This window comes from Methylobacterium tarhaniae, assembly GCF_001043955.1.
GTDB classification, from domain to species: domain Bacteria; phylum Pseudomonadota; class Alphaproteobacteria; order Rhizobiales; family Beijerinckiaceae; genus Methylobacterium; species Methylobacterium tarhaniae.
Genome location: NZ_LABZ01000070.1, coordinates 54,557 through 67,798, shown reverse-complemented (window position 1 = coordinate 67,798; position 13,242 = coordinate 54,557). Strand labels below are relative to the sequence as shown.

Genomic DNA, 13,242 nt, shown 5'->3' with positions numbered 1-13,242 from the left:
GGCGGCCTGCTCGGTCGAGCCTTGCGACAGCTGCTCGGCCGAGGCCGACAGCTCCTGCGAGCCCGCCGAGACGTTGTTCGCCGCCGCCGAGGCATCCGCCACCACGGCGCGCAGGCGCGCCAGCATCTGCTCGAGGGCGATGCCGAGCCCATCCCTGTCCGAGAGCCGCTTTGCCTCGACGGTGAGGTCGCCGCCGGCGATCGCGGTCGCGACGTCGGCGATCGCCCGCAGGTTCTCGGTCATCAACCGAAGATTGGCCTGCACCTCGCTGCTCAAGCCCCCGTAATCTTTCGACAGCGGCTTGGAGAAGTCGCCGACCGAGGCGGCTGCGAGGACCTCGGAGATGTCCCGGAACGCCTGCTCGACCGCGAGCGCGGTGCCCTCGATCTGCCCGACCTCGTCGCGCCGGCCGGTCTCGATGGGGGTCGCCAGCTCGGCGAGCTTGGCGCTCACCCGGGTCACGGGCCGGGCGACGGTTCGGATGAGCAGGAAGGCGATGCCGGCCGCGATCAGCAGGGTGGCGAGGGTGCCGAGCGCAATGAACTGCGTCGTCGCCTCGAAAGCGGCCGCCTGCGCGGTCCGCCGCGTCTGCATCAACGCGTTCTCGTTGGTGATGACCTCGGCGATCTTGGCCCGCAGCCCGTCCATCGCCTCCTTGCCGGCACCGGCGATCTCCGCCTGCCGCGCGGCGTCGCGGGTCTCGGCGACGGCCATCAGGGCGATGCCCTTCTGGGCCACGCCGCCATGCCAAGCCTCGGCCAGCCGGCGGACCACGTCGAGCCGCTCCTGCTGGGCCGGGTTGTCGGCCGTCAGGTCCTTGGCCTGGCGCCAGGCGGCCTCGAAGGTCTCCCAGCCCTTCTCGTAGGGGGCGAGAAACTTCTTGTCTCCGGACAGGAGGAAGCCGCGATACCCGGTCTCCTGATCGACCATCCCGGACAGCGCCCGGTTGCTCGCGTCGATCACCTGGATCGTGTGCTCCGACCAGTTGACCGCCTGCCGAATCTCCCCCGATTTCCAGTGCACGACGGCGTTCACGCCCAGCTCGACCCCCAGCATCACCGTGAGGGTGAGGGCCAGCTTCCGGGGTATCGAAATGTTGTCGAACATGCCCATGAGGAACATTCCTGTGATTTGACCGTTGGGAAGCAGCGTTTGCTGGACTCCCGCGGTGGCGCTCCGCCCGGCGTGAAGGTGGCGGGTGACCGGGACTCGCGTGGTCAATCGGGGTGCCCGCCCGGGGTGGGCGCGAGAGTGCGAGGGATCTCGCTCGCGTCCATCCGGGCGGTGGTGACGGCGAGGCTCAGTGCCGGCCGGCGTCAGGCGACGCGGGTGAAGTCGGCGTCGCGCTCGTCGCCCTCGCTCATGTCGAAGGCGAAGCCGCCCCCGCCGAGAGCTTTCCGGGCCGGGCGGTCCACCGCGCCCCGCTTGACGGCCGCCTTGGCGGGCGACCTCACCACCGCCGAGGGAGCGGCCATCCGGGCGGCGGTGGCGCGCAGCTGCGACACAGCCCCGTCGATCGTCCGAGACCCCACCGCCGCATCGCTCCCATCGATCCGGAAATAGGCGATCGTCGCCTGCAGCGTCTCGGCCTGCGCGGCCAGCTCCTCCGACGTCGCCGAGACCTGCTCGGACGCGCTGGCATTCTGCTGCGTCACCTTGTCGAGCTGCTGGATCGCCTGGTTGATCTGGCCCGACCCGACATCCTGCTCCCGGCACGCCGCCGAGATCTCCTCCACCAAGGTCGCCGTCTTCTTGATGTCCGGCACCAAGCGCCCGAGCATGTCGCCAGCCGCTTGCGCCGCCTTCACGGTGTCGGCCGACAGCGTCCCGATCTCGGCCGCCGCCGCCTGCGAGCGCTCGGCGAGCTTCCTCACCTCGCTCGCCACCACCGCAAAGCCCCGCCCGTGCTCGCCGGCGCGCGCCGCCTCGACGGCGGCGTTGAGGGCGAGCAAGTCGGTCTGGCGGGCGATCTCCTGCACGATGGTGATCTTCTGGGCGATGGTCTGCATCGCCTCGACGGCCCGGCCCACCGCGACGCCGCTCGCTTCGGCGTCCTTGGCCGACTGGCGGGCGATGGCCTCGGTCTGGCCGGCATTCTCGGCATTCTGCTTCACGTTGGCGGCCATCTCCTCCATCGAGGCCGAGGCTTCTTCGGTGGAAGCGGCCTGCTCGGTCGAGCCCTGCGACAGCTGCTCGGCCGAGGCCGAGAGTTCCTGTGAGCCCGCCGAGACGTTGCTCGCCGCCGACACCACCTGCCCGACGACCTCGCGCAGCTTCACGTTCATCGCCTGGATCGCCCGCAGGAGGTCCGTCACCTCGTCGCGCCCGGTCGGGACCACGTCCTTGGTCAGGTCGCCGGCCGCGACGCTCTGGGCGGAGGAGACCGCCTTGGAGAGACCGCGGGAGATCGAGAGCGCCAGCCACAGAGCCATGCCGAGGCCGAGGATCACCGCGCCGATCACGACGGCGGCGAGGATCGTGCGGGTCGTCTCGTAGGCCGACTGCGTCTCACGCACGAAGCCGTTGGCAACGCTCTCCTCGTAGCCGCGCAGCTTGCCCACCTCCTCGAGCACCGCCCGGCGGGCATCCGTGAAGGGGCCGACGTAGAAGCGCAGGGCCTTGGCGTCGGTATTGGCCAGCCCGTAGGCAAAGACCTTCTCGGCCGAGGGCTCCCAGGCCCTCACGGCTGCGGAGAGGGCGCCGACGGCCTCGGAATAGCCAGCAGTCCGGCCGGCCTCGCCGAGCTTCGCGAGATCGCGCCACAGGGCCTTCTGGGTGTCGCCGAACTCCGCGGCGATCTTCGCGAGCAGGGTGTCGTCGGTGATCACGATCTCGCGGTAGATCTCGCCGCGCAGGCGGAACATCTTGGCTTCGATGGCGCCGATCAGGACGCGGTCCTCGGCCGGGAAGTCGGGCCGCGCCTTGATGTCGTCGATGCGCCCCATCACCGCGGTGTAAGCCGTGAGCTGCTCGCCGGTCGCGATGGTGTTGGCGGTGTTGTTGCCGTTCTGGACCGCGAATTCCATGCCCTTGGTCACGGCGTCGGTCAGCTTGGTCCAGTTCTCGCGCAGGGGCTGGACGCGGGCGCGATCCTCCGCCGGGACGAGGTCGGTGTATTCCCGCAGAATGCCCTGGAGCTTGGTGTCGTTCGCCTTGAACTCGGCGAACAGCTTCTCGCGGGCGGCATTCGTCGGCTCGAGCATCGAGCGGGCGAACATACGGGCGGCGTCGTAGGACATCGCCTCGATGCGCAGGACCCGCTGGACCTGGGAGAACGGCCGGGCCGCGAAGGCCTGCATCCGGTCGTTGGAGTGGCTCAGGCTGGACACGGCCAGGGTGCCGGCTCCGCCGAGGACGAGGAGGATCGCCCCGAAGGCGATGCCGAGCTTGGCTTTGATCGTGAACCGCATCGGTGTGTGCTCTCTTTCTACGTGTTCGGCACTGTCCAGACGTCCTGATGGAAGCCGTCGGCGGTCGATCGGCATGACGCGCCGACGGCTTTTTCGTCGCTCCGCGCGAGCGTCGCTCTCGCGCGGGATCCGGGATGGCCGCGTCAGGCGACGCGGGTGAAGTCGGCGTCGCGCTCGTCGCCCTCGCTCATGTCGAGGGAGAAGCCGCCTCCGCCGAGGCCGCCGGCCACAGACCGGGACGCCGCAGGCCTGGCAGCCGGGGAATTGGCCGCAGGAAACTTGGCCGCAGGAGACTTGGTGGCGGGTGACTTGACTGCCGGATGGGCCGCAGAGTCGCGCTTGGCCGGCGCCTTGGCGGGCGACCGGACCACCGCCGAGGGAGCGGCCATCCGCGACGCCGTGGCGCGCAACTGCGACACAGCCCCGTCGATCACCTGCGACCCGGCCGCATCGCTCTCGTCGATCCGGAAGAACGCGATCGTCGCCTGCAGCGTCTCGGCCTGCGCCGCCAGCTCCTCCGACGTCGCCGAGACCTGCTCGGACGCGCTGGCGTTCTGCTGCGTCACCTTGTCGAGCTGCTGGATCGCCTGGTTGATCTGGCCCGACCCGACATCCTGCTCCCGGCACGCCGCCGAGATCTCCTCCACCAAGGTCGCCGTCTTCTTGATGTCCGGCACCAGACGCCCGAGCATGTCGCCGGCCGCTTGCGCCGCCTTCACGGTGTCGATCGACAGGGTTCCGATCTCAGCCGCCGCCGCCTGGCTGCGCTCGGCGAGCTTCCTCACCTCGCTCGCCACCACCGCAAAGCCCCGTCCGTGCTCGCCGGCCCTCGCTGCCTCGACGGCGGCGTTGAGCGCCAGCAGGTCGGTCTGGCGGGCGATCTCCTGCACGATGGTGATCTTCTGGGCGATGGTCTGCATCGCCTCGACGGCGCGGCCGACCGCGACGCCGCTCGCTTCGGCGTCCTTGGCCGACTGGCGGGCGATGGCCTCGGTCTGGCCGGCATTCTCGGCGTTCTGCTTCACGTTGGCGGCCATCTCCTCCATCGAGGCCGAGGCCTCCTCAGTGGAAGCGGCCTGCTCGGTCGAGCCCTGCGACAGCTGCTCGGCCGAGGCCGAGAGTTCCTGTGAGCCCGCCGAGACGTTGGCCGCTGCCGCGGAGGCATCCGCCACCACATTGCGCAGCCGCGCGAGCATCGTCTGCAGGGCGATGCCCATCCGGTCCTGGTCGGAGAGGGGCTTGGCCTCCACCGTGAGGTCGCCTTCCGCGATCGCGTCGGCGAGGCTGGCGGTCGCGTTCAGGTTGGCGGTCATGCGGTTCATGGCGGTGACGAGGTCGCCGATCTCGTCGCGCGAGGTCACGGTGATCGTCTGGCCGAGATCGCCGATCGCCACGGCGTCGGCGAGGGAGACCGCGCGGCTCAAGCCCCGGGAGATGGCGACGGCGAGCCAAGTCGCGATGCCGAAGCCGAGGAGCAGCGCGCCCGCCAGGACGGCGAGCAGCATCGTCTGGCCCTCTCGCGACTCCGCCCTGGCCCGCGCCACGGCATCGGCCATGCGCTTGCCCTGGAACTCGGCCAGGGCGTCGAAGGCGCGGATCGCCGCGGTGCTCGCGACGGCGTAGTCGCCCGAGGCAAGGGAGGCCGCCTTGACGGTGGTCCCGGTCTCGACGGTCGCGAGCGCCTTCTGGAAGGAGGCGGACCAGGCCGCGTATTTCTGCCGGATTGCCTCGGCCGGAAGCCCGCGCGCCGTGCCGACACGCAGCAACTCGTCCATCGCGCGCGAGCTCTCCTCGCGCACCTGCTTGGCGTCGGTCACCCGCTGCTCCAGCGCCGCGACGCTGAGGGCGCCGGTCGCCGATTGCATCTGGCCCCAGGCCCGCTCCAGCCGGACCTGGAAGGCCGCCGTGGCGCGGACAAGTTCGTCGCCGCCCGGCTCGCCCGGCCGGCCCTTGATGAACTCGTCCAGTTCGGCGCGCAGCGCGACCGTGGCGGGACGCCCGGTCGTGTCGATCTCCGACCAGGTGCGGGCGTTCGAGTTGAGCTGCGTCAGCTCCAGCACTTTGCCGGCCAGAGCGCGCTGCTTGTCGTACCTGTCGGACAGGTCGTCGAAGAGGCGCCGGCCCTCTTCGGAGTTGATATAGGTCTTGGCCTTCGCCATCGCGGCGAGTGCGTCGGCGCGGTTTTCCGTGGCGCGCTTGATGAAATCGGCCATCTGCACGTCGTCCGCGCTGATGACGGCGGCGCGCGTGTTCGAAATGCCCCGGATGGCGTTGGCCTTCGCATCGAGGACGAGCGCCTGGACCTCGGCGCGGCTGACGACGAACTTCGTCGACTCGTCGGCCGCGGTCAGTTTCTGGTACCCGACGCCGCCGGCCACGCCAGACAGGACAAGGACCGAGGCGAAGCCGCCGGCGAGTTTCGCCTTGATCGTGAAACGCATGAGATGACTCCGGTCTCGCTCAGTTCAGAATCCGCTCGACATCGGGCAGGATCACGAACTCGTCCCCGCTCTTGACGATCGACTTGATGTATTCGGGCCGCCACGAGGTGCCGACCTTGGGTACCTGCTGCGCCGTGCCGGTCTGGACCTCCGTCACCTCGAAGACCTTGTCGGCGACGAGGGCGACGATGACGGGATCGCCCGCGATCTCGACCTCGATCACAACGAAGCGGGTGTCGGGCGTCGCCGGTTCCGGCTTCATGCCGAAGCGCTCGCGGATATCGGCGAGCGGCACGACGTTGCCGCGCACGTTCACGACCCGGTCGAGATGCGAGCGCGCGCCTGCCACCCGGGTCGTCGGGATCGGGTCGATGATCTCCCGCACCATGCCGGCATCGAGCGCGAAGGTCTCGGAGCCGATGCGCACCTTCACCACCTGCAGGTTCGTCACCTGCAAGTTCGCTACCTGCAAGTTTGCTACCTGCAAGTTTGCTACCTGCAAGCCGGCCGTCGGCCCGAGCTCGTCCTTTGTGCCGGTCATCATGCTACGTCCTGGTATTCGCGCGGCATCTCCACGTGCCCGCCGGACACGAGACGCGCGACGTCGATGATGAGGGCGGCGGTGCCGTCGCCGAGGATTGTCGCGCCCGAGAAGGTCGCCACGTCGGCGTGGAGCTTCGAGAGCGACTTGATCACGGTCTGGTGGTTGCCGATGATCTGGTCGGCCAGCAGCCCGACCCGGGTCTCGCCGACCGAGACGATGATCACCTTCTGGTACGGGTCGGGCTCGCCCTCGGCCCCGAACAGCGACCGCAGCCGCAGGAACGGCACCAGCGTGCCGCGGATGTCGAGGAAGTCCCGCCCGCGGCTCGCCCGGTCGCCCGCGGGCAGCTCGACGCATTCCTCCACCGCCGCGAGCGGCACGACGTAGCGTCCCTCGCCGACCCGGATCAGCAGGCCCTCGATGATCGCGAGGGTCAGCGGCAGCCGCAAGGAGACCGTGGTGCCGGCGCCGGGCTCGGTCGTGATGTCGATCGTGCCGCGCAGGGACTCGATGGTCTTCTTGACCACATCCATGCCGACGCCGCGCCCCGACAGGGCCGAGATCGTCGCGGCGGTCGAGAAGCCGGGGGCGAACAGGAACTGGTAGACCTGCTGGTCGCTCAACGCGACGCCGGGGGCGACGAGCCCCTTCTCCTCGGCCTTGGCGCGGATGCGGGCCGCGTCGAGCCCGGCGCCGTCGTCGCGCACGCTGATCCGCACCTGGGCCCCGGCATGCTCGGCCGACAGGGTGATGCGGCCGGTGGCGCTCTTGGAGCTGCCGGCGCGCCGGGCCGGATCCTCGATGCCGTGGTCGATGGCGTTGCGGATCAGGTGGACCAGCGGATCGGCCAGGCGCTCGATCACGGTCTTGTCGAGCTCGGTATCCTCGCCCTCGGTGACGAAATCGACCGGCTTGCCGAGATCCCGTGACAGGTCGTGGACGAGGCGCCGGAAGCGGCCGAACAGCGACCCGATCGGCACCATGCGGATGCTCATCGTGGTGTCGCGCAGGCGGGCCGAGAGGCGCTCGATCTCCTCGGCGACCGTCTTGATCCCGCCATCGGCGTGCAGACCGGCGAGCTGGCTCAACCGCGCCTGGGCGATGACGAGTTCGCCGACGCGGTCCATCAGCTCGTCGAGGCGCTCCGCCTCGACCCGCACCGTGCTGGTGGTGCGCTCATCGTTCCGCCGCGCGCCCGCGCGCGGCTCGGGAGCCGGGGGGGCAGGGGCAGGGGCAGGAGCAAGTGAAGGAGAGGAGGGCGCGGCGCGGGCGGTCGCCGGCGCGGCCGGAACGGCGGCGGGCATCGGCACCGGATCGGCGGCGACGGGGATCGGCGCCGGTACCGGCGCCTCCGCCGCCCCGCCGAGCGGCGTCAGCGTGAGGGTCATCTCGTTCTGGACGAACAGGAACACGTCCTCGATCGCCTCGCGGGTCACGCCGGCCGGCAACGTGACCTCCCAGCCGATCGACAGGGCCTCGGGATCGAGCGCCGCGAGGTCCGGCACGGCGTCGAGCCGCGGCACGACCGTGCCGGCGCCGAGGTCGCGCAGGTCGTCGAGGAGGGCGAGGGGATTGGTGCCGTTGCGCAGGATGTCCGGTGCGAAGGCGATCCCGAGGCGCCAGCCGGCCGCGCCATCGGCGGGGGCGATCGGATCGGGCTCGGAGGCCGGCGCCGGGGCGACCTCCGCCCGGTCCGTCGCCCGCCCGACGAGGCCGCCGAGCTCGTCGAGGATCGCTTGGCCGAAGACCGGCTCGGCCCCGTCGGGATCCTCGATCAGGAGGCGGATATAGTCCTTGGCCGAGAGGGCGACGTTCACGAGGTCGACGCTCGCCGGGACACGGCCCTGGCGCACGAGATCGAAGGCGGTCTCGAAGTCGTGGGCGAACGCCGCCACGCGCTCGAAGCCGAACATCGCCCCCGAGCCCTTGATCGTGTGGAGCGCGCGGAACGCCGTGTCGATCAGGGCCCTGTCATGCGGCTTCTCGCCGAGATCGAGCAGCGTAGTCTCGAGGCAGGCGAGCAATTCGTCGGCCTCCATGCGGAACACGTCGACCGGATTGAGGGAAGTCATGTCTGCATCGACCCTTCGATCGCGCGGAAATCACGAGGATAACTGCGTCACGCCGCCCCGGCCCGCCCCGTCGCTCCTATCCTGCAAGAACGCCCGGTCGTGCGGGCGGAGTCAGAGTTAACGAGATCTGGAGTCGGCGCTTGGAAATGCGGAATATCGCAGTAAGAAAATATTGCCGGCTGCAGGCTAATTTTCAGTTATCGCCCAGAGAAATTTCCGAAACTCTACGTTAGGATTTTTGTCTTTGCTGAGACGGCGAGGCGAGGAGCGCCCGCGGTTCCCGGGGGTCGCGGCGCGCCGAAGCCGCGGCAGCGCGCGAGGCGCTCCGCGGCGTGATCCGTCGACGATGTCCGTCAGGTCAGAACAGGTCGATGCCGTCGAGGTCGTCCACAGGCTTCGCCTCGGCCGCGGCCCCCGCCGGTCCGCCGGCCGGCTCCTGGCCCAGCACCTGACGCCGCAAGCGGTCTCGGACCTCGCCGAGGGTGCAGGCGGCGATCATCGCCTCGGCCCAGGCCTGGTCGGGCGCGAGCCCCGGCGCATCGAGGCGCTGGGCCTGCGCCTCCTCGGCCAGCCGCCCGGATTCCCGCGCGAGCGCCCGCAGCACGGTCTCGCCGTTCTGGAGGCGCTGCTTCGTCAGGTCCTGGAACTGCATGGCGACGATGGCGCCCGACACATCGGCCGTGATCGACTGCGTCGTCTCCGCGGTCTGCTGCAGGACGCCGGCGAAGCGCGAGTTCTGTGCGACGAGCGCCTGCATGACGGTGGCGACGCGGGTCTCGGCGCTGCGGCTCTCGTCCGAGACGTCGACGGTCGCGATGTCCTGCAGCAGGCCGTGGCTCTCGCGCAGGCCGGTGGCGATGGAGCCGATCTGATCCTTGATGGTGCCGGAGAGCGTGTTGATCGATTGCGCCAGGAGGCGGACCTCGTCGGCCACCACCGCGAAGGCGCGGCCCGCCTCGCCCGCCCGCGCCGCCTCGATCTTGGCGTTGAGGGCGAGCAGGTTCGTCTGGCGGTTGATCGTCTCGATCCGCGCGACGCTGCCCTCGACCGCGTCGATCTCGGTCAGCACCGCATCGAGGGAGCGGGCGGTCGCGCCGCCCTGGCGCGAGAGCCGGCCGACCTTGTCCATCAGCGCCGACAGCGTCTCCCCGAGCCCGGAGGCGACGTCGGAGAGGGGAACCGAGCGTCCGTCGATCTCGACGGCCTGGATCGAGGCGACGAGGCCCTGCACGATCGCGGCCTGGTCCCGGGTCGTCGCGGCGATGTTCTCGAAGCGATCCGTCAGGCCGTGAACGCTCTCCTCCATGTGGCCGGAGGCGAGGCCGAGTTCGCCGATCAGGGCGTCCAGCGTCCGCCGTTGCAGCGTGGACAGGCCGAGCCAGGATTGCAGGAGATCGGCGGCGCCGGACACCTCCGCGGCAGGCGGCGCGTCGTCGACGACCGCCGGGGCCGGCACGAGGATCGCGGGCACGGGAGTCTCCGGGCCGCGAGGCCGGAACCACCGCGCACGGGGGCGCTCCTGCGTCACCTGTGCCGCCTCGGAAATCATCGTCCGCGCTCCATGGAACCGTTCGTAGCGTCCGCGCTCGGTTGCCGTCGCGCTCCGTGTCCGAAGACGCTACGGCGACCATGCTTGCGGAAGCGTTATCGCTGCGGCACCGACCGGATCGGCTGGTTCAAGAAAGTTTTACACAGTTCCCGCTTAGTCTTGCGGCGAGGCGCGGTTTGGACGCCTCCCGAGGACGCCGGGGCCGCCATGTCAGATTCCCTCACGGTCACGATGCCGGGCGATTGCTCCCTGCGCGCGATCCGCACCCTTCACGGCGAGATCGCCGCCGCCCTCGCCGCGAGCACGGACCTGGTTCTGGATTGCGCCGGCGTCGAGCGTGCCGACATCGCCTTCGTGCAGCTGGTCGTCTCGGCGGCCGGCACGGCGGAGCGTCGGGCCAAGCGGCTCACCGTCGTCGATGCGTCCGACATCGTGCAGGCCGCCTTCGCCCGGGCCGGCCTCACGGTTCAAGGCTCCCTCGCTTCGGCGAACTGATTCCCGCGCGCGGCCCCTCATCACCATCCCGGAGTGTTCACCCCATGGCTACCGTTCTCGCCGTCGACGACTCCGCGAGCATCCGGCAGATGATCAAAGTGGTTCTCGGACCGGCGGGGCACACCGTCATCGAGGCCGCCGACGGCGCCGAAGGGGTCGCGAAGGCCAAGTCGAGCGCGCTCGACCTCATCATCACCGATCTCAACATGCCGGTGATGAACGGCCTCGACATGATCAAGAACATCCGGACGCTGCCGAGCCTGACCGGCGTGCCGATCCTGTTCCTGAGCACGGAATCGGACGAGGGCATCAAGCAGCAGGCCAAGGCGGCCGGCGCGACGGGCTGGATCACCAAGCCGTTCAAGCCCGAGCAGCTGCTCGCCGTCGTCTCGAAGCTCACCCGCGCCTGATCGCGGGCGGCGCGCCTTGTGTCCTCGCTCCGGTCCCGGAAAGCGGGCCTGCGAGGACCCGCATCCGGACCGAGGCACGGCCCGATCGCGCCGTGCCGGAGGCCGGCAGGTTCAGAACCGCGCGGTCAGGAACAGCCGCAGGTTGCGTCCCGGCAGAAGGATCTCGTCCTTCTTGAACGAGGCCGAGTTGCGGATGTCGTCGTCGAGCAGGTTGCGGCCCTGCAACCCGAGCGTCACCTCGCTGGCACCGTAGACCGCCGGGTCGAGCGCCTTGGTGTAGCTCACCTCGGCGCGCAGGTCGTTGTAGCCGGGCGTGTCGGTCTCGAACGGCGCGATCCGGGTATGGGCGAAGGCGTGCAGCAGGTTCACCCGCGCGAACCATCCCTCCGCGCGCAGGTAGACGCCGCCGCCGAGCCGGTAGGGCGGGATGCGCGGCACGTTGGTGCCGTCGTCGAACGTCGCCCGCACGGCATCGAAGCGTCCCTCGACCCCGAGGAACCCGTTGCGGACCGGCACGGCGTCGTATTGCCCGATCAGCTCCGCCCCGTAGAAGGTGGCGTTCTGCTGCGAATAGACGACCTGGCGCAGCTCGTCCCCGGTGCCGCAACTCGCGAAGTCGTCGTCGCACAGGGCCCCGGTCAGGCGCTTGTAGATGAAGCCCGTATAGCGGGTGTAATAGCCGGTCGCCTCGAAGCGCAGCGGCCCGTCGCCGTGGCGGATGCTGGCCTCGACCGTGCGCGCACGCTCCAGCCGCAGGGTCGGATCGCCGATCTCGAAGGTCGCGGTCGCGTCGTGGGGGCCCTGCGAGAACAGCTCGTAGCCCGTCGGCGCCCGCTCGACATAGGATCCGGTGAGGCTCGCCACGAAGCCGTAGGGCAGGTCCTGCAACAGCCCGACGCTCGCGCTCTTCGGGGCGAAGCGGCGGGTCAGGCGAAAGGCGAGGGGGTCCTCGCCATCGACCGGGAGGTAGTCGCCCGGAAACAGCGCCGCGGTGCTGCGGATGCGGTCGCCCTCGATCCGGCCGGCGGCCTGCAGCCGCGTCCCGGGCAGCACCTCGAGCTGCTCGAACAGGTAGATGGCGCCCGCCCGCGAGTCGGTCTGCGGCAGGAAGGCCTCGAGCTGGGTGTTGATCGACCGCCGGTCGGCCTGGACGCCGATGGCGCCGGTGAGCGTGCCGAGCGCGGTGAAGACCGGAACGTGCTGCGCCTCGATCCGCAGCTCGGCCTCGCGGTTCTTGAAGGTCGCCTGCCGGCCCTCGATCCCGTTCTCGCCGATGCCGATCTCGTCGTGCCGGTAGACCGAGTAGCCGGCCCAGTAGCGGATCGCCTCGAAGGGACCGTCGAGCGGGCGGTACTCGCCCCGCGACAGCACCCGGTCCTGGTTCGGGGTCAGGCGCGTGCGGGCCTGCTCGGCCTCCCCGCCCGGAATGGCGTAGATCGCGTTGTAATGGCTGAATGCGACGCCGACGAAGCCGCGGTCGCCGATCGCCGAGACGCCGACCGAGCCGCCCTGCGACTCGTTGTAGGAATTGCGCTGGATCCCGCCGGGAATCGCATAGCTGTCGGCGGCCGTCCTGAAGCCGTCGGCGTGCACGGCGAAGCCGTCCTTGCCGGCATCCACGGTCGCCGCGCCGAGGCGACCGTTATCGACCGTCGAATAGCCCGTGGTGACCTGGCCGGTATAGCCGTTGGCCGGGATGAAGGTCGGCACCCGGTTGTTCTCGGCCGAGACGACGCCGCCGATGGCGCCCGAGCCGTAGCGGAGCGTGGCGGGCCCGCGGATCACCTCCAGCCGGTCGGCGACGAGCGGATTGACCGGGACGGCGTGGTCCTCGCCGAGATCGGATACGCCGCCATTGACGATGCCGTTCTCCTGGATGCGCACCCGGGCATTGTCGAGGCCGCGGATGATCGGCCGGGAGGCCGCACCGGGCGCGTAGGTGGTCGAGGAGATGCCCGGCCGGTCGAACAGCGCATCTCCCAGGGTGCGCGGCTGGTCCCGCGCGATCTGCTCCCGGGTGACCACCGTGACGGGCGAGAACGTGTTGGTGACGACCGGCAGCACGCCGATCGGGTAGGCAGCTCCCATGCCGGTCCCCGGTCCCGCCGCGGGGCGCCCCACGATCGGGCTCGGCGACGAGACGGTGATCTCCTCGAGCTTGATGTCCTCGGCCCGCGCCTGCCCCGCGGCACCGGTGACGAGCGGGAGCGCGGTGCTGACTGCCAGCAGGGCCAGGCGGCGGCGATAGGGCATCTTTCATCCAGATGAACGTTATAATGTTTCATCTGTGCCGCTCGGGGCCCGGCTGACAAGCGCGCGAA

Annotated in this window: 9 protein-coding genes; 2 read left to right on the top strand and 7 right to left on the bottom strand. The window is 70.2% G+C overall.

From position 1 onward, the window contains the following. The 6 genes from VQ03_RS11320 to VQ03_RS11295 all read right to left on the bottom strand — a co-directional run. Nucleotides 1–1,113, bottom strand: a 1,113-nt coding sequence (locus VQ03_RS11320) for a CHASE3 domain-containing protein (protein WP_048450969.1), incomplete at its 3' end; no start/stop codon positions are given. Nucleotides 1,114–1,316: 203 nt separating this feature from the next. Next, on the bottom strand, nucleotides 1,317–3,410 hold the full coding sequence (locus VQ03_RS11315) for a HAMP domain-containing methyl-accepting chemotaxis protein (protein WP_048450968.1): 2,094 nt from the start codon (nucleotides 3,408–3,410) through the stop codon (nucleotides 1,317–1,319). Nucleotides 3,411–3,553: 143 nt separating this feature from the next. Continuing rightward, nucleotides 3,554–5,851, bottom strand: coding sequence for a HAMP domain-containing methyl-accepting chemotaxis protein (locus VQ03_RS11310; RefSeq protein WP_048450967.1), 2,298 nt, complete (start codon nucleotides 5,849–5,851; stop codon nucleotides 3,554–3,556). Nucleotides 5,852–5,870: 19 nt separating this feature from the next. Then, entirely contained in the window at nucleotides 5,871–6,308 is a 438-nt protein-coding gene (locus VQ03_RS11305; RefSeq protein ID WP_425350059.1) for a chemotaxis protein CheW, read from the bottom strand. An 83-nt stretch (nucleotides 6,309–6,391) separates the two neighbouring features. Then, nucleotides 6,392–8,467 (bottom strand): chemotaxis protein CheA, encoded by a 2,076-nt coding sequence (locus VQ03_RS11300; RefSeq protein ID WP_048450966.1) that lies wholly within the window; start codon nucleotides 8,465–8,467, stop codon nucleotides 6,392–6,394. A gap of 358 nt (nucleotides 8,468–8,825) precedes the next feature. Next, nucleotides 8,826–9,938: a methyl-accepting chemotaxis protein gene (locus VQ03_RS11295; protein ID WP_053078510.1), complete on the bottom strand. Its 1,113-nt coding sequence runs from the start codon at nucleotides 9,936–9,938 to the stop codon at nucleotides 8,826–8,828. A gap of 285 nt (nucleotides 9,939–10,223) precedes the next feature. On the opposite strand from VQ03_RS11295, the gene VQ03_RS33720 reads away from it, so the two are divergent. Further along, a complete protein-coding gene (locus VQ03_RS33720) occupies nucleotides 10,224–10,511 on the top strand; it encodes an STAS domain-containing protein (RefSeq protein WP_048450965.1) in 288 nt (95 codons plus the stop codon). A gap of 44 nt (nucleotides 10,512–10,555) precedes the next feature. Continuing rightward, nucleotides 10,556–10,921, top strand: a complete 366-nt coding sequence (locus tag VQ03_RS11285; RefSeq protein WP_048450964.1) for a response regulator — start codon at nucleotides 10,556–10,558, stop codon at nucleotides 10,919–10,921. A gap of 111 nt (nucleotides 10,922–11,032) precedes the next feature. Here VQ03_RS11285 and VQ03_RS11280 read toward each other — a convergent pair whose 3' ends face one another. After that, nucleotides 11,033–13,174, bottom strand: coding sequence for a TonB-dependent receptor (locus tag VQ03_RS11280; RefSeq protein WP_083467933.1), 2,142 nt, complete (start codon nucleotides 13,172–13,174; stop codon nucleotides 11,033–11,035). Nucleotides 13,175–13,242 lie beyond the last annotated feature (68 nt).

Coding starts and splice junctions, on each gene's coding strand:
- VQ03_RS33720 (WP_048450965.1), top strand. CDS start 10,224: ATGTCAGATTCCCTCACGGTCACGATGCCGGGCGATTGCTCCCTGCGC.
- VQ03_RS11285 (WP_048450964.1), top strand. CDS start 10,556: ATGGCTACCGTTCTCGCCGTCGACGACTCCGCGAGCATCCGGCAGATG.
- VQ03_RS11315 (WP_048450968.1), bottom strand. CDS start 3,410: ATGCGGTTCACGATCAAAGCCAAGCTCGGCATCGCCTTCGGGGCGATC.
- VQ03_RS11300 (WP_048450966.1), bottom strand. CDS start 8,467: ATGACTTCCCTCAATCCGGTCGACGTGTTCCGCATGGAGGCCGACGAA.
- VQ03_RS11280 (WP_083467933.1), bottom strand. CDS start 13,174: ATGCCCTATCGCCGCCGCCTGGCCCTGCTGGCAGTCAGCACCGCGCTC.
- VQ03_RS11310 (WP_048450967.1), bottom strand. CDS start 5,851: ATGCGTTTCACGATCAAGGCGAAACTCGCCGGCGGCTTCGCCTCGGTC.